The sequence below is a fragment of the Campylobacter sp. genome, from assembly GCF_017646085.1.
Taxonomy (GTDB): domain Bacteria; phylum Campylobacterota; class Campylobacteria; order Campylobacterales; family Campylobacteraceae; genus Campylobacter.
The window spans coordinates 1-17,032 of sequence record NZ_JAGCNF010000067.1 but is presented as its reverse complement, the minus strand read 5'-3'; the positions used below and the strand labels follow the sequence as shown (position 1 = coordinate 17,032).

General features: G+C 34.3%; 17 protein-coding genes, 2 tRNA genes and 1 pseudogene. 14 read left to right on the top strand and 6 right to left on the bottom strand.

Annotated elements, in window-relative coordinates; translation table 11 throughout:
* The first annotated feature begins 236 nt into the window (after positions 1-236).
* Genes rho through J6V67_RS03545 form a run of 8 tightly spaced genes read left to right on the top strand, consistent with a single transcriptional unit; the run spans position 237 to position 7,402 of the window.
* A complete protein-coding gene (gene rho, locus J6V67_RS03580) occupies positions 237-1,568 on the top strand; it encodes a transcription termination factor Rho (protein WP_291858883.1) in 1,332 nt (443 codons plus the stop codon).
* A 1-nt stretch (position 1,569) separates the two neighbouring features.
* Positions 1,570-3,159, top strand: coding sequence for a DNA polymerase III subunit gamma/tau (locus J6V67_RS03575; protein ID WP_291858879.1), 1,590 nt, complete (start codon positions 1,570-1,572; stop codon positions 3,157-3,159).
* A 7-nt stretch (positions 3,160-3,166) separates the two neighbouring features.
* Positions 3,167-4,957, top strand: coding sequence for a translation elongation factor 4 (gene lepA, locus J6V67_RS03570; protein ID WP_291858876.1), 1,791 nt, complete (start codon positions 3,167-3,169; stop codon positions 4,955-4,957).
* 11 nt (positions 4,958-4,968) lie between these two features.
* Positions 4,969-5,343 (top strand): DUF4878 domain-containing protein, encoded by a 375-nt coding sequence (locus tag J6V67_RS03565; protein WP_291858873.1) that lies wholly within the window; start codon positions 4,969-4,971, stop codon positions 5,341-5,343.
* Between the two features lie 54 nt (positions 5,344-5,397).
* The gene (locus J6V67_RS03560) at positions 5,398-5,604 is read left to right on the top strand and encodes a 4-oxalocrotonate tautomerase family protein (protein ID WP_291858870.1); all 207 of its coding nucleotides are present in this window, start codon (positions 5,398-5,400) and stop codon (positions 5,602-5,604) included.
* On the top strand, positions 5,601-6,260 hold the full coding sequence (locus J6V67_RS03555; RefSeq protein WP_291858867.1) for a hypothetical protein: 660 nt from the start codon (positions 5,601-5,603) through the stop codon (positions 6,258-6,260). The genes J6V67_RS03560 and J6V67_RS03555 overlap by 4 nt, the downstream gene beginning before the upstream one ends.
* Before the next feature lie 9 nt (positions 6,261-6,269).
* Entirely contained in the window at positions 6,270-6,827 is a 558-nt protein-coding gene (locus J6V67_RS03550; RefSeq protein WP_291858864.1) for a YajG family lipoprotein, read from the top strand.
* The gene (locus J6V67_RS03545) at positions 6,827-7,402 is read left to right on the top strand and encodes a ComF family protein (protein ID WP_291858860.1); all 576 of its coding nucleotides are present in this window, start codon (positions 6,827-6,829) and stop codon (positions 7,400-7,402) included. Before J6V67_RS03550 ends, J6V67_RS03545 begins: the two co-directional genes overlap by 1 nt.
* A 176-nt stretch (positions 7,403-7,578) precedes the next feature.
* Here the strand turns inward: J6V67_RS03545 and J6V67_RS03540 are convergent, their stop codons facing one another.
* The 6 genes from J6V67_RS03540 to J6V67_RS03515 form a co-directional block, all read right to left on the bottom strand.
* A complete protein-coding gene (locus tag J6V67_RS03540) occupies positions 7,579-8,214 on the bottom strand; it encodes an ABC transporter ATP-binding protein (protein ID WP_291858857.1) in 636 nt (211 codons plus the stop codon).
* A gap of 2 nt (positions 8,215-8,216) precedes the next feature.
* A complete protein-coding gene (gene tsf / locus J6V67_RS03535; protein ID WP_291858854.1) occupies positions 8,217-9,281 on the bottom strand; it encodes a translation elongation factor Ts in 1,065 nt (354 codons plus the stop codon).
* Positions 9,281-10,054 (bottom strand): 30S ribosomal protein S2, encoded by a 774-nt coding sequence (rpsB, locus tag J6V67_RS03530; RefSeq protein WP_291858851.1) that lies wholly within the window; start codon positions 10,052-10,054, stop codon positions 9,281-9,283. The genes tsf and rpsB overlap by 1 nt, the downstream gene beginning before the upstream one ends.
* Before the next feature lie 184 nt (positions 10,055-10,238).
* On the bottom strand, positions 10,239-10,445 hold the full coding sequence (locus J6V67_RS03525) for a hypothetical protein (RefSeq protein WP_291858849.1): 207 nt from the start codon (positions 10,443-10,445) through the stop codon (positions 10,239-10,241).
* A gap of 5 nt (positions 10,446-10,450) precedes the next feature.
* Positions 10,451-11,131, bottom strand: coding sequence for a peptidoglycan editing factor PgeF (gene pgeF / locus J6V67_RS03520; RefSeq protein ID WP_291858846.1), 681 nt, complete (start codon positions 11,129-11,131; stop codon positions 10,451-10,453).
* On the bottom strand, positions 11,115-11,726 hold the full coding sequence (locus J6V67_RS03515; RefSeq protein WP_291858843.1) for a riboflavin synthase: 612 nt from the start codon (positions 11,724-11,726) through the stop codon (positions 11,115-11,117). Before J6V67_RS03515 ends, pgeF begins: the two co-directional genes overlap by 17 nt.
* A gap of 132 nt (positions 11,727-11,858) precedes the next feature.
* On the opposite strand from J6V67_RS03515, the gene mnmG reads away from it, so the two are divergent.
* From mnmG to J6V67_RS03485, 6 genes and pseudogenes are all read left to right on the top strand, one after another.
* Positions 11,859-13,724 carry a tRNA uridine-5-carboxymethylaminomethyl(34) synthesis enzyme MnmG gene (gene mnmG / locus J6V67_RS03510; RefSeq protein ID WP_291858840.1) on the top strand — a complete coding sequence of 622 codons (1,866 nt, stop codon included), beginning with the start codon at positions 11,859-11,861 and terminating at the stop codon, positions 13,722-13,724.
* Between the two features lie 166 nt (positions 13,725-13,890).
* Positions 13,891-14,397 (top strand): ubiquinol-cytochrome c reductase iron-sulfur subunit, encoded by a 507-nt coding sequence (gene petA / locus J6V67_RS03505; RefSeq protein ID WP_291858837.1) that lies wholly within the window; start codon positions 13,891-13,893, stop codon positions 14,395-14,397.
* A 10-nt stretch (positions 14,398-14,407) separates the two neighbouring features.
* Positions 14,408-15,655: pseudogene (locus J6V67_RS03500) on the top strand (cytochrome bc complex cytochrome b subunit).
* Positions 15,652-16,677: a c-type cytochrome gene (locus tag J6V67_RS03495; protein ID WP_291858833.1), complete on the top strand. Its 1,026-nt coding sequence runs from the start codon at positions 15,652-15,654 to the stop codon at positions 16,675-16,677. The pseudogene J6V67_RS03500 and the gene J6V67_RS03495 overlap by 4 nt, the downstream one beginning before the upstream one ends.
* Before the next feature lie 92 nt (positions 16,678-16,769).
* Positions 16,770-16,844, top strand: a tRNA-Gln gene (locus J6V67_RS03490).
* Between the two features lie 15 nt (positions 16,845-16,859).
* Positions 16,860-16,934 (top strand) — tRNA-Met (locus J6V67_RS03485).
* Positions 16,935-17,032 lie beyond the last annotated feature (98 nt).

The following is a 17,032-nucleotide window of genomic DNA, read 5'->3' as shown; positions in this document are numbered from 1 at the left end:
TAGTAAGATCTTTTGTAGAGATGAGATCTTTTTTGGAGTATGCCATTTTTGCTCCTTTTTTTGATATAGCATTTTATCTATATTTGGCTTAATGATAGATTTAATTTTGAAATTTTATTCATTTATTTAAATTCAAATTTTATTGACAATTTAAGAAAATTTGTATAAAATTGGTTCTTTCAAACTACAATTTTATTCGTTGTACTGCTATTTATTCACTATATTAAAGAGGTCTAATGGAAAATAAGGAAACTGCTCAACAACCAACCCAACCAACCAAAAAACAACATACACGCACACACACGCCTGTTGATGGATATAAAATAGAAGAGCTTAGGCTCCAAGATTTAGATAGCCTAGTTGCCATCGCTGAAGAGGTCGGGGTACAAAACCCTAGAGAATTCCGTCGTCAAGAGCTAGTATTTGAAATCTTAAAAGCCCAAACTAAACAAGGCGGATTTATCCTATTTACTGGAATTTTGGAGATTGTAGAGGGTGGATATGGATTTTTACGCTCTACAGATGCAAATTTAAGCGATTCTGCAAATGACACATATGTAAGCCTAAGTCAGATTAAAAAATTCGCTCTAAGAGTCGGTGATATTATCACAGGTCAAGTACGAGAACCAAGGGAGCAGGAGAAATATTACGCTCTTTTAAAGATAGAAGCGATTAATTACAAATCTATCGCTGAAGCAAAAGAAAGACCGCTATTTGATAATCTAACTCCATTATTTCCAAATCAAAAAATTCAACTCGAATATGATCCAATGAAGCTTACTGGTCGTGTGCTTGATCTATTTACCCCAATTGGCAAGGGTCAGCGTGGGCTAATAGTCGCTCCACCTCGTACTGGTAAAACTGAATTAATGAAAGAACTAGCTCACGGTATTACTCGCAACCATCCAGAAGTTGAGCTAATAGTCTTGTTAATTGATGAACGCCCAGAAGAAGTTACTGATATGCAGCGCAGCGTACGCGGAGAGGTCTTTAGCTCTACATTTGATCTACCAGCCTCAAACCATGTGCGAGTAGCTGAGTTAGTTATAGAAAAAGCTAAAAGACTAGTTGAAATGGGTAAAGATGTTGTCATTTTACTAGATAGTATTACTCGTCTTGCAAGAGCCTATAATACAGTAACTCCAAGCAGTGGCAAGGTGCTAAGTGGTGGTGTGGATGCAAATGCTTTGCATAAACCAAAGAGATTTTTTGGTGCAGCTAGAAATATAGAAAATGGTGGAAGTTTAACCATAGTAGCTACAGCACTAATTGATACTGGTTCACATATGGATGATGTGATATTTGAAGAATTTAAAGGTACTGGAAATAGCGAGATTATTCTAGATCGCACTATCTCAGATCGCAGAATTTATCCAGCTGTTAATATCCTAAAATCAGGCACAAGAAAAGATGAACTTCTACAAGGCAAAGATGATTTGGGTAAAATTTGGGCTATACGCAATATTATAGCTACAATGGATGATATAGAGGCTCTTAAATTTCTATATTCTAAAATGCTAAAGACTAAAAACAATAAAGAGCTACTTAGCATAATGAACGAGGGTTAAAGTGAAAGCCTTAGCGCTAAAATACCGTCCAAAAAGCTTTGATGAGCTAATCGGTCAAGAGGTTGTAGCCAATACACTTACACACGCACTAGATTCTAATAGATTAGGCCACGCCTATCTATTTTCTGGGCTTAGAGGTAGTGGCAAAACTAGCAGCGCTAGAATATTTGCTAAAGCGCTTTTGTGTCAAAAAGGTATTAGCGCTCATCCATGTGAAATCTGTCCTAACTGCGTTATGGCAAATGAAAATCGTCATATGGATATTATTGAAATGGACGCAGCTAGCCATAGAAAAATTGATGATATTAGAGAGTTAATAGAGCAAACTAAATACTCTCCAAGTAGTGCTAGGTTTAAAGTATTTATAATTGATGAAGTGCATATGCTAACCAAAGAGGCCTTTAATGCGCTTTTAAAAACACTCGAAGAGCCGCCTGAGTATGTTAAATTTATTCTAGCTACAACTGATCCGCTTAAGCTTCCAGCTACTGTTTTATCTCGTACCCAGCACTTTAGATTTCACTCTATTGCCAAAGCTAGCGTGGTTAAACATCTTGAGTTTATATTAAATAAAGAGGGGATTGAATTTGAAGAGCGTGCCTTAGAAGTGCTAGCTAGAAGTGGCGGGGGAAGCCTTAGAGATACGCTTACCTTGCTAGATCAAGCTATAATTTATTCACATCAAAAGCTTACTCATAAGGTTATTGTAGATATGCTAGGGCTTCTTGATCCAGCTAAGGTAGATGAGATATTTGCAATAATAAATTCAAGGGATAAAAATAATCTTTTAAAGCTTTTAAATGAGCTTCAAAATTATGATTCTAGCTCAATAATTGATGAATTAATCGAGCATTTAAAGTATAAATTTATACACCAAAATGGCGACTTTTCACTTTTGATTTTTGAGAGATTTTTTAGGATATTAAGCGAAGCTAAAGCTATGCTAAATAACTCAGCTGATCCAGAATTTGTTTTATTTATCACATTATTTATGATGCTTGAAGCATTTAATCTAACCGATATAAACGAAGCTATCTCATCACTAAAGTCTCAATCACCTAATTCAAATTTATCGCTAAATTCAGTGTCAAATTTGACCCCGCAGCCAACAGAGCAAAACCCTTCTAATTTAATATCAGTTAAGCCAAAATCAAAAAATGACTATCAACTATTTGTTGATGCCATTTATGATAAAAGCTATGAACTAGGTGTAATTTTTGATGAGTGTGTGAGTTTTAAAGGATTTAAAGATAACACTTTAAATCTTGAGTTTGCTATGAGCGATGATCAGCTAATTTTGGCTAGGAAATTTTATAATGATGTAATTTTACCATCTGTTCGTAGTATTTATGGAGAAAATAGCAAGCTAAATGTACAAAAAAGTGAACCAAAAAAGCAAAGCCCGCTTAGCCGTGCTCCAATGCCACCAATAATAGAACAGCCTGTACTAAATAAGCAAAACCCAAATTCAAAACCAGCCGATGAACCAAAAGGATTAGAGGCGCTAAAATCATCAATGAGCCAAGATGATATAAATTTAAGAGAGTTAAAACGGCTATTTGGCGAGCCGCAGATTTTATCAAATAGTTAGGAAAAAGATGAAAAATATTAGAAATTTTAGTATTATTGCTCATATCGACCATGGCAAAAGTACTCTAGCTGATCGCATTATCACTGAATGTGGAGCTGTAGATGAGAGAGCTATGAGCGCACAAGTTATGGATACAATGGATATAGAAAAAGAGCGTGGAATCACTATAAAAGCGCAATCTGTGCGACTTGGTTATACCCTTGATGGAGAGCATTATATTTTAAATTTAATTGATACTCCAGGACATGTGGATTTTAGTTATGAAGTTAGCAGAAGCCTAGCAAGTTGCGAAGGCGCCTTGCTAGTTGTAGATGCATCTCAGGGCGTAGAAGCTCAGACTATCGCAAATGTATATATCGCACTTGATAATAATCTAGAGATTATCCCAGTAGTTAATAAAATCGACCTACCAGCAGCTGATCCTGATAGAGTAAAAGATGAGATAGAACATGTTATCGGGCTTGATTGCAGCGAGGCTTTAGAAGTTAGCGCAAAAAGTGGAATTGGTATAAAAGAGTTAATCGAGACTATAATACGCAAAATCCCTCCACCAAAGGCAAATTTAGATCTACCATTAAAGGCTCTCATTTATGATAGTTGGTTTGATAACTATCTAGGTGCTTTAGCACTTGTAAGATTATATGATGGAAGTGTTAAAAAGGGCGATGAAGTCTATGTAATGGGCACTGATAAAAAACATATAGTATTAGATCTAATGTACCCAAATCCAGTCGCACCAATAAAAACAAATGAACTAAAAGCTGGAGAAGTAGGCATAGTGGTATTAGGGTTAAAAGATGTAGCAAGTGTAAGTGTAGGCGATACTATCACTCTAGCTAAAAATAGAGCCAAAGAGCCTATAGGCGGATTTGAGAAGGCTAAGCCATTTGTATTTGCTGGATTATATCCAATTGATACAGATAAATTTGAAGATCTAAGAGATGCCCTTGATAAATTAAAGCTAAATGATAGCTCAATTAGCTATGAACCTGAGACATCAGCAGCTCTTGGTTTTGGATTTAGGGTTGGATTTTTAGGCTTACTTCATATGGAAGTAGTAAAAGAACGACTTGAAAGAGAGTTTAATCTAGATCTTATTGCTACAGCTCCAACAGTAACCTATCAAGTAATCTGTACAGATGGTAGCGTACTAGATATCCAAAATCCAAGCGAACTGCCACCAACAAATAAGATAGACCATATAAAAGAACCATATGTTAAAGCTACAATTATAACGCCAAGCGAATTTTTAGGCAATATTATTAGCCTTTTAAATTCACGCCGTGCCATTCAAACTAAAATGGATTATATCACCACTTCAAGGGTACTTTTAGAATATGATATACCAATGAATGAAATTGTGATGGACTTTTATGATAAATTAAAAAGTGCTACTAAAGGATATGCAAGCTTTGATTATGAACCAAGTGAGTATAGGATAGGAAATCTTGTTAAACTTGATATAAAAGTAGCTGGTGAAACGGTCGATGCTCTTTCTATTATCGTACCTGATGAAAAAGCTATGAGTAAGGGTAGAGACTTTGTAAAAGCTATGAAAGAGATAGTACCTCGTCAGTTATTTGAAGTAGCGATTCAAGCTAGTATTGGTAGTAAAATTATTGCTAGAGAGACGGTAAAATCAATGGGTAAAAATGTAACTGCTAAATGTTATGGTGGTGATATTACTCGCAAAAGAAAATTACTAGAGAAACAAAAAGAGGGTAAAAAACGTATGAAAGCCATTGGCAAGGTTACACTACCTAGTGAAGCATTTTTAAGCGTACTTAAAATAGATTAAAAGGGGAAATAATGAAAAGAGTAGCTTTAGTAGTTGTATTTTCATTTATATTAGCAGGATGTGGCTCTGATAGTAGTAGTGCTGTAGATATATTAAATCAAGTAAAAGATGGCAATATCAAAGAGGCTATCAAGGTTGCATTACCAGAAGAGATTAAATCTAGTCCAGCAATGGAGTATATAGAAGGCGCTATAAACGCTACAATAGAACAAAATAAAACTACTAATACTAGCAAAGTAATCAAAGATATAGAGATATTAAGTCAAGATAATAGTGAAAATAATACTCAAATAACTATTAAAATTAAATCTGAAAATAGCCATATAGATGGTGATAAAATCAGACTTAAAAGAGATAGTAACGGAGAGTGGCAAATAGTAAAATAGTATATTAAACTTGTAATGGTACAAAATTTGCTAGTATAACTTAAAAGGAAAATAATGCCATATATCAACATTAGAGTAACTAAAGAAAATGGTGAGCCTACAGCCGAGCAAAAAGCACAGCTAATAGATGGGGTAACAGAGTTAGTAAGTCGGGTCTTAGGCAGAAATAAAGCTAGCACTGTAGTCATTATCGATGAGATCGATATGCAAAATTATGGCCTAGGTGGAGAGAGTATAAAATCTATAAGGGAGAGAAAATGAGAGTATTTTTGGTTTTAGTTTTGGCAATGATTTTTGGTGGATGTGCTGTAAGCAATAATACACAAACTAACCAGGAGCAAAAACCTAAACAAACACTATTTCGCATAGATGCAAAGTGTGAGCCTTGCTCGCAAAGAGGCTATGAGACGCTAATTGATGGTAAATTATACAGAAGTGATATAGCAATAAATTGTTGTGAAAATATCCGCACAATCGATACATCAGCAGCACTAAAAAAGGTATATATCCATAAAGTTATCGATTTAATAGAGACACAAAAAATCATAAAAATTAATGGTAAATATATTAAATTTGATAAAAATTTTGCTAAAGTATTTTACGAAACATTAGCTGCTGAACTAGAAGCTCGTGGAATTTATGTTGCAAGTGATGGTGATTCGCCTTATACATATAGGGTTCAGTTTGAATTTGATAATATCAAAAGCATTTATAGTCCAGGTGCAAATTATTTAAATTCAAAACTCTTTGGTACGCTAAAAATTAAAAACATCAATAAAAATAGAACGCTCTACATCACTACAACCCAAAATGTAAGCGATCTAAGCGTAAGCAAGATAGATGATTTTGACCTATATATGAATCTACTAATCAAGCAATCAGCCAATAAAGTTGCTCAAGAGATTTCAAAACTATAAAGGCTAGATATGAGAGTGGCTATTTTTGTAGTTTTGATGCTTTGTATAGGATTAAATTTAACTGGATGTGCTAGTTCTAGCTCTGTATTGAGCCTACCTAGCTACACTCCAGTAGGACTAAATTTAACCCAAAAAGAGATAAGCATAAATAGCATTACTGATACTAGAGCAAATAAGAGTATAATTGCTACGATTACTGATTCTAAAGGTAGTGTAGAACATAGCGTAATAATGGCTGAGGATTTAAAACAAACCTTTGCTAAAGCACTTCAGATGGAATTAAAATCTAGTAATGCAATTTTAGGCGGGCAAAATCCTAGCATAGTTGATATAGAGATTATAGAATTTAGCGCAAATTTAAGTGGCTATAGCGGGCAAAATCTTCAAGGTAAAAGCAAGTTAAAAATCAAAATCAAAAATGGTGATACCATCATAACTAAAACCATATCTCAACCACAAAGTAAATACACTCCACTCCCTAGAGTATCAGCATTTCAGCCATTTATTACTGATATGTTAAATGATATGGTAAGGGTTACGACTAGGGCTATTTTAGCAGCTAACTAATGCGTTGTGCTAAATGCTCTAGGTTCTCCCTAGCTATTATCTGCACTCAATGCGAGCAAATACTAAGTCAATATGAACAAGGATGCCGGCTCGTTGATGGGCTAAAAGTTTATTATTTTTATAAATATAGCGATATTAAAGAGATTATCTTATCTAAACATAATCTATATGGTAGCTTTGCTATTTCTCGCTTAGCACAACTTTGTATGGCTAAATTTGCTAATGAGTTTAGCTTTGGTAGTACAATTTCTGTCGTTCCTCTAGATGATAATACTAAAAGCGGCTACTCACACACAGCAATACTAGCTAAATCGCTTAAAAATACAGATTTACAGCCAGTTTATCGGGCTATTCGTGCAACAAATCCGGTCAAATATGCTGGTAAATCACTAGAATTTCGCCAAAAAAATCCAAGAGGATTTAAGCTTTTAAAAAAAATTGATAATCCAGTAATTTTAGTTGATGATATTATCACAACTGGCACTAGTATACTTGAAGCTAAAAAAGTACTAAAAAAGGCTGGTATAAATGTACTGTTTGGGATGGTTTTAGCAGATGCAAGAGAGGATAGTTAAAGATAAATTTAGAAGATTTTTATTTAAGTTTTATATAATAGTTTTTCAAATTATCATAAATTTATAAAAATTAAATTCAAATTTCTAAATATTTTAATTAAAAATTATAAATTTTTATCCATTCAAATAGAATTTAAATTATCTTCATTATGGTTAAATTTAACAACATTTGGCTATTAAATTTTAGTTAAGCCAAAATTTGATAATTGATAACTAGTATGACAAAGTTTAGATAAATTTTCATCATGAGTGACTAAGACTAAAGCAGCATTATTGGCGCTTACATAATCAAAGATTACACCCATTACCTCTTTTGCAGTGGCTTGATCTAGATTTCCAGTTGGCTCATCGGCAAATATAATCTTAGGCTTTTTAGCTAGGACTCTAGCTATACTTACACGCTGCTGTTGGCCGCCACTTAATTCGCCAATTTTTTGATTAATTACCTTATCTATTTTCAACGCTTTTAGCAACTTTGGATCTATCTTTTGACCACTTAAAATTGTAGCAAGTTCAATATTTTCAAATCCATTAAATCCTTTAAATAAATAATGCGCTTGAAAAATAATACCAAAATCATATCTGCGTATTTTTAGAAGTTCGCTATTGCTTAATTGGTAAAGTGATTTATTATTATAGATAACTTCGCCAGAATAAGGCGGTAAAAGTGTAGATAAAATATGTAAAATTGTAGATTTCCCGCTACCACTAACTCCCATAATAGCAGTAGTAGTAGCAGGTTTTATATCTAAATTTATATCATTAAAAAGCGCATAATCAAACTTATGAGTTAAATTTAACGCTCTTAACATAATTAAGCCATTTGAGCAGCTACTTCAGCAGCAAAATCCTCAGCTTTTTTCTCTAGGCCTTCACCTACTTCAAATCTTACATAGCTTACGATTTCTATTTGACCGCCAAGTTTTTTAGCTTCTTCAGCGATAACTTGCTCAATTGTTTTTTTATCATCCATTACATAGAATTGGCCAAGCAGTGTAAGGCGTTGATCTAGTTGAGTATTATCAGCTATATAGCGATCAATTTGACCTGGAAGAATCTTATCCCAGATAGCTTCTGGTTTACCTTGTTTTCTTAATTCCTCTTTTAGGTTTTCAGTAGCTTTAGCTATTACCTCATCGCTTAGCTGAGCACGGCTAGCATATTCTGGAATTTTATGAAGAGGTTTTTTAAGACGTACAAGCTCTTCATTCTCTTTTTCTAGTTCGCCTTTTAATGCTAAATACTCTTTTTCTATAAATTCAGCATCAAATTCTTTATAGCTAATTACTTGTGGCTTCATAGCAGCAGCATGCATACATAGGTTGCGTAAAAAATCACCTATCTTGCTAGCTGTCTCTTCAGAGTCACAAGCCGCACCAATAAGAACGCCCACACGGCTATTTGAGTGGATATATCCAGCTACTACGCCATTTGCGCTAGCTTTAATAGTTTCAAATCTTCTTACTACTAAATTTTCACCAATTGTAGCGATTTGGCTTTGGAAGAATTCTTCAAATTTAACTCCACCAATGCTTGATTCTTTTAACTCATCTACTGTTGTGATTGAGTTTGTTTGTACATGAAGAGTTGTATTTTTAACTAAATCAACAAATGTTGCATTTTTAGCAACAAAGTCAGTCTCAGAGTTGATTTCTGTGATAGTTGCCGTTTTGTTATCATCACTTACAACTACACTTACAAGACCTTCACTAGCTAGACGATCAGCTTTTTTAGCAGCTTTACCAAGACCTTTTTCTCTTAATATATCAACTGCTTTTTCCATATCGCCATTAGCTTCTTGAAGAGCTTTTTTACAATCCATCATACCAGCTCCGGTACTTTCACGGAGCTCTTTTACCATACTTGCGCTAATTTCCATTACTCTTCCTCACCTTCAGCCATAGCCTCTGCTACTACTTCATCTTTTTCTTCTTGAGTTGGAGCTTCTATATCTTCAGCGCTTTCATCTTGATCTCTTAAAGCTTTACCTTCGTTAATTGCCTCAGCCATCTCTTGGCAGAATAGTTGAACGCTTCTAATAGCATCATCATTACCAGGAATTGGATAATCAATAATATCTGGATCGCAGTTTGTATCAATTGGTGCTACAACTGGCATTTTTAATTTATTAGCTTCTGCTACTGCAATTCTCTCTTTTACAGTATCAATTACAAAGATCATATCAGGTAAAGTTTTCATATTTCTAATACCGCCTAGAGTTGCAATTAGTTTCTCTTTTTTGCGGCGAAGCATTAGAGCTTCTTTTTTAGTTAATAGATTAATTGAGCCATCTTCTTCCATAGCTTCGATAACTTCTAATTTTCTAATTGATTGTCTAATTGTTCCAAAGTTTGTCATCATACCGCCAAGCCATCTTTGATTAACATATGGCATACCGCATTTTTCTGCATATTCTTTAATAGCTACGCCAGCTTGTTTTTTAGTACCTACAAATAAGATTGTTTTACCTTCAGCTGCAGCATCTCTAACTACATTGTAAGTATATCTAAAATATCTAATAGTTTTTTGTAAATCTATAATGTAGATACCTTTTCTTTCACCAAAAATAAATTTTTTCATTTTTGGATTCCAGCGTCTTGTTTGGTGACCAAAATGCACACCACACTCTAGTAAATCTCTCATAGTAACCATGAGTTTCTCCTTAAAAGTTTGATTAGTTTCTTCCTCTACGCTCCTTAACAGTGACATTTACTGCAACTAAACAAGGATTAACGTATGTGAAATGAAGGGCCAATTATAGCTAAATTTAACTTATTATTTGCTTTATTTATTTAATACCAAATTTTATAAAAAATAAATTTATCCCAAAATTAGTCTATTTACTTAGCTGAAACTTCTCTTTTATGCTCTCAAGCGAAGTAAAAACTAGACCAATATTTTGCAAATCACTACTAGTTATATCAAAATTTTTTGGACGAAAAAATAGCTCCAAAACTGCCAAATTCTCTCCAAATTCCAATCCATAATTTCTAGCATTTTGAGCGATTTTTAATAGCTCAATATCGCTACATCTCTCATACATTTTCTTTACCCTTTTAACATTATAAATCCAGCAAATCTACCAGTTGCTTTACTTTTACGATATGAATAAAATCGATCATCGCAATGATTACAAAGTGTGCTAAACTGCATATTTTTTATTCCAAGATTTTTAAGCTCAAACTCAATGCTTTTATCCATATCAAAATAGCCGTTTTTTATAAATTTATTAAACTCACCAAGTTCCATATTACCAATATTATAACACTTTTGTTTGATATTTGGCCCAATTATAGCCACTATATCGCTTGGGTTTGAACCCATTTTATCAACTGTTTTACTAATAATTTTATTTACAACTCCAGCCCGTCCAGCATGAATAGCTGCTATTAAATTTAATCTCTTATCATATAAAAGTACGGGCGAACAATCAGCTACCATTACGCATAAACCAACTTTGCTAATACCTGTAAATATACTATCACAAGGGTTTAAAATTTGATTAATATCATTTAAGGCTTCAACCTTGTCAGAGTGAATTTGATCCATAAAAATAAGCCTATTTGCTCCAATTTTTTGGCATAAAATTTGCCTATTTTTTTCCACATTATTAGCATCATCTCCTACATGCATAGCTAAATTTAACTCAGCATACACCCCAGAGCTTACTCCACCAAATTTAGTAGTAAATCCAGCAATTAACCGCTCATTATCAATAGATACTAGCATAAAAATCAGCCTTTTGCCAAGTAAGGGTTTCTTTATTAGTTTTTAAAATTCTATCAATATAACGAGCTAAAATATCGCTTTCTATGTGAACTCTTCGCCCTACTTTAAACTCACCAAATAGAGTATCTTTCATACTTATAGGGATTAGTGTTAAGCGCATAATATTGCCATTAATTTCATTAACTGTTAAGCTTACACCCTCAACTCCAACAGCTCCTTTATTTGCTATAAGATGTAAAATATCATTAGGCAATTCTATAAAAAAATCAAAACCAGTTGAGAGTTTTTTAATACTTTTTATCACTCCAATTGCATCTATATGTCCTTGCATCAAATGCCCATCTATTCTATCTCCAATTCTCATAGCTGGTTCTATATGTACTCTAGAATGTAAATTCTCTAAAGCTAAAATGCCACTACTTTCACTACTAAGCTCAACACTAAAACCATCGCTATATACTTCTACTACGCTAAGGCACGCACCATTTACTGCGATACTATCGCCTAAATTTGGCTTATGAGTAGCTTTAATTTTTAATATTGCACCATCAAAACTTTTAACTTCACCAATCTCGCGAATAAGTCCATTAAACATAATCACCTCAAATTTAAATAGCCAAATTATAGCTATTTTTTCTAAATTCAACCAAAAATACAAGATTAAATTTATAAATCTTTTACTATAAATTGGGTAAAATCGCCCCTAAAAATAATAAGGTAAATAGTAATGAAATATGATATTATCGTAGTTGGCGGTGGGCATGCTGGGATTGAGGCATCACTTGCAGCTGCCAAAATGGGAGCAAAAACTCTATTAATTACAATTCTAGCTGAACAAATCGGTGCTGCAAGCTGTAATCCTGCAATTGGCGGACTAGCTAAAGGGCATTTAGTAAAAGAAATTGATGCTCTTGGAGGTCAAATGGGGCTTACTACAGATGAGTGCGGGATACAATTTAGACTTTTAAATGAGAGCAAAGGTCCAGCTGTGCGTGGTAGTAGAGCACAAATCGACATGGATAGATATAGAATCTATATGAGAAATTTATTATTAAACACTCCAAATTTACAAATTACTCAAGAGATAGCTACTCAAATTTTAACACAAGATTCAAAAATAACTGGAGTAAAAACTCACCTAGATAATGAGTATAGTTGCGATAAGCTCATTATAACTACTGGAACTTTTTTAAATGGTTTAATTCATGTAGGTACAAATAAGCTAGAGGCTGGTCGTGTAGGTGAACTAAGTTCTAAAGAGCTTCCAAACTCACTAAAATCCCTTGGCCTTGAGATGGGAAGACTAAAAACTGGAACCTGTCCAAGGGTTTTAGCTAGTTCAATTGATTTTAGTGTTTTAGAAATTCAAGATGGAGACGCAGAGCCAGCGCCATTTAGTTTTAGAACTAAAAACTGGACTCCAAATCAACTTCCTTGCTACATAGCATACACAAATACAGACACACACGATATAATTAGATCAAATTTTGATCGCGCTCCACTATTTACAGGTCAAATAGAAGGCGTAGGGCCTAGATACTGCCCAAGTATTGAAGATAAAATAAATCGCTTTGGTGATAGAGAACGACATCATCTATTTATAGAGCCTCAAACTCTAGAGGCGACTGAATACTATATAAATGGCTTTTCTACATCACTTCCGTACGATGCTCAAGTAGCGATGTTGCGCTCTATAAAAGGCTTTGAAAACGCTATAATAGTTCGCCACGGATACGCTATAGAGTATGATTATGTCAATCCAACTGAGCTAAAACACACTTTAGAGAGTAAAAAAATTAGCGGTCTATATTTAGCTGGCCAAATAAATGGTACTACCGGATACGAAGAAGCAGCAGCTCAAGGATTAATGGCTGGGATAAATGCAACTCTAAATTTACAAAACAAAGACCCGCTTATCCTCCGTAGAGATGAGAGTTATATTGGTGTTTTAATCGATGATCTAGTAACAAAAGGCACAAAAGAACCGTATAGAATGTTTACTAGCAGGGCTGAGTTTAGGCTGCTTTTAAGAGAAGATAATGCAAATTTACGACTTAGCGAGTATGGCTACAATATCGGTCTTTTACCTAAAGATGCATATGATGATGTTTTGGCCTTAAAAGAGGATCTAGAAAAAGCGATGGAGATACTGCTTACAAAAGAGATTACTCCAAATAAAGAGACTTTGGAATTTCTATCAAATATAGAAGAAGAGCCAATAAATGAAAAAATAGCACTTCAAAAATTAGTTGCTAGAAAAAGCTTTAATGAGGTTAAACTAAGAATGCTTGATCCATTTTTTGAAAATTTAAACCAAAACTCTATAAATCAAATTTTAACTGAAGCAAAATATTATCACTATATCGCTCAACAACATATAGAAGTTGAAAAGATGAAAGGTCTTTTAGATATCAAAATTCCAAGCAATTTAGACTTTAAAACAATTAGCGGCCTAAGTAATGAAGTAGTTGAAAAATTAATTAAATTTGCTCCACCAACTCTAGCAGCTGCTTCAAATATAAGCGGAATAACTCCAGCTGCTATAGATATACTTCACATCGCTATTAAACGTCATAAACCTATAAATAGCTAAGCTATAAAGCTTGGCTATTTAATCTATTTTTTTCTTTATAAAAATTAATTCTAATTAAATAAATTTTTAACTTTAAAATGGTAAAATTACAAGTTTAGCTTTCACTTATATAGTGTAAGTCTAGCTTAAATTTGATTACAATAACTAAATAATCGAAAGGAAAGAAATGTCTGTTCAAAAGCAAGAAAGACGTGATTTCATCGGAATGGCATTTGGTGCTGTCGCAGCTGTTGGCGGTGCTTTTGCTTTAGTAGGGATGAAAAAGTCTTGGGATCCGCTTCCTAGCGTTAAGGCTGCTGGTTTTACAACAGTAGATCTAAGCCCTATGCAACCTGGCGAATTTCGTCAAGTAGAGTGGCGTAAAAAGCCTATATTCATCCTTAAAAAAGATGATAGTATGAAGGCTAATCCATCAAGAGATATCGTAGTAGGTGATGGCAACTATATAGTTACAATCGGTCTATGTACACACCTTGGCTGTATACCTAGCTGGAGCCCAAGTGATAAGCTGTTTAAATGCGCCTGCCATGGTGGAGAATTTAACTCTGATGGTATGAATGTATTTGGCCCACCGCCACGCCCATTAGATATTCCACCATTTAAAATTGATGGGACTAAGCTTGTACTAGGCGAAGAAGGTCCTGAGTACAAAAAATTAGTCGCAACAGTGTAAGGGAGGATTTATGGCACACATTACAAAAGCTACAAGCGTACGTGATTGGTTTGATCAGCGTATAGCTGTTACGAAGTTATGGAATGTACTAGCAGCACAGTACTGGATACCAAAAAATATCAATTTTCTTTGGGCGATGGGTGTAGTTTTAACTGTACTATTTACCCTGCTTTTTATAAGCGGTTTATTGCTTTTAATGTACTATAAACCAGATGCGAATTTAGCCTTTGATAGCGTTAACTACACTATCATGAAAGAGGTTGAATACGGTTGGTTATGGCGTCATATTCATGCGGTTGCAGCGTCTGTTATCTTTTTGATTATCTATATTCACGCATTTGTAGGCATATATTATGGTTCATACAAAAAAGGTCGTGAAATGATCTGGATTAGCGGTATGCTACTTTTCTTAATATTCTCTGCTGAAGCATTTAGTGGTTATATGCTACCATGGGGACAAATGAGTTACTGGGCAGCATAAGTTATCACACAACTATTTGGCGGAATTCCATTTATTGGTGATGCTCTTGTAGAGTGGATTAGAGGAGATTATGCAGTTAGCGATCCTACTCTTACAAGATTCTTTATGCTTCATGTTTGTCTATTACCAATTGTTATCATAATGGTAATAGCTGTTCACTTCTATACTCTACGTATTCCTCACGTAAATAACCTTGAGGGTGAAGAGATTGATTTTGAACTTGAAGCTGAAAAATATCTAAAAGGCGATACTGTAAATTCAAAAGTTATTCCATTTTGGCCGGGATTTTTAAGTAAAGATTTCTTCTATGTATCTTTATTTATGATTTTCTTCTTCTATCTAGTGAGTTTCCATTTTAATTTTGCCATGGATCCAATAAATTTTGATCCTGCAAACGCTGCTAAGACTCCAACTCATATCTATCCTGAGTGGTATTTCTTATGGCAATATGAAATTTTACGTGGTTTCTTCTTTGATATTGGGCCTTTAAAAGCAGCTGATATTGGTGCTTTAGCTATGGCATTCGCTGGCATTTCGCTATTCTTTATGCCTCTATATGATAGAAGCGATGTAGTAGCTCCAGCTCATAAAAGAAAAGGCTTCTTTGTGTGGTTCTGGTTGCTTATCATTGATTTAATTATCCTAACAGTGTATGGCAAACTTCCTCCAACAGGATTTAATGCTTGGATAGGTTTCTTCTCTTCTGTTGGCTTCCTTGTGTTGCTACTTGTAGTACTTCCTATCATCACAATTAGGGAAAGAAAGGCAAATAAATGAAAGAATTAAAAGCGTTTTTAGTCGTCATTATTGTTACAGGCGCTATTTATTGGGGTGTTGAACCTTATGCACATTCAATTTTACACCCACATGTTGAACCAGCGAATTTTGACTTTGCCAAAGAGGATACAACTCTAGCAAAAACAAATGTAGAAAAAGCAGAAGCTGCTTTAAAAACTGCTCAAGCTAGCGGTGATGCAAATATCATAGATGGTGCTACTAAAACTCTAGAAAATGCAAAAGCAGAACTAGAAAAATATAGTACATTTTGGGCAGATATAGAAAGTATTGACCTTACAAAAGGCGATGCAGCTTCAGGTGCAAATTTGGTAGCAGCTGCTGGATGTACAGCATGCCATAGCATTAAATCAGCAGGTTTTGAACCAGCAATGGATGATAAAAGTGCTAGCGAGGCTTATGGTGTTGCTCCACCAGATCTTAGCAATATTGGATATCTTTATGATGGCAAATTCTTAGCTGCCCTTATCAAAGATCCAGCTATGGCATTAAAAGTTACTCATAAATTTAATGATACAAATCCATTCCCTATGACAGCATTCTATGGGGCTGGTGGTGATCTAAATCAAGAAGTAGCAGACTTAGTAGCATACTTCAAAAGTATAGCACCAAAAGAGATGAGCAATAGAGATGTATTTATAGAATCTTGTGCTAGATGTCATGATATGAAATATGTAAATGTATTTGCTAATGGCAACAAACAAAGCATAGCAAATTATCTAGGTATGACGCCTCCTGATCTATCTATGTATATTAGATCTAGAAGCGAACTATATCTAAATAATTTCATCAATGATACTCAAAAAATGCTTCCTGGTACATCTATGCCTCGTGTTGGCTTAAATGAACAAGCTCAAAAGCAAGTTATTGAGTATATGAGAGAAGCTGGCGATAGCAAAAAAGATGAAAGAGAAGCAACAGGTATCTACATCATGATTTATTTTGCTATTCTTAGTGTATTTGCTTGGGCATGGAAACGTAAAATTTGGTCTAAATTGCACTAAAATTTAAATTTATTCAAGACTTATAGCAAATAATTGCTCTAAGTCTTGACAAATATAAAAAAATATTGTATAATTACAATTCATTTTTAGATTGGGGTATCGCCAAGCGGTAAGGCAACAGGTTTTGGTCCTGTCATTCAGAGGTTCGAATCCTCTTACCCCATCCACCTCATATATTATGACGCGAGATGGAGCAGTGGTAGCTCATCGGGCTCATAACCCGAGGGTCGGGGGTTCAAGTCCCTCTCTCGCAACCAATATCCATAAAATCAGATTTTAAAATATATAATTTATTTCTTATAAGATACTTAAATTTTACTTTACTGATTTTAACATATTTTCAATAACACTTAGC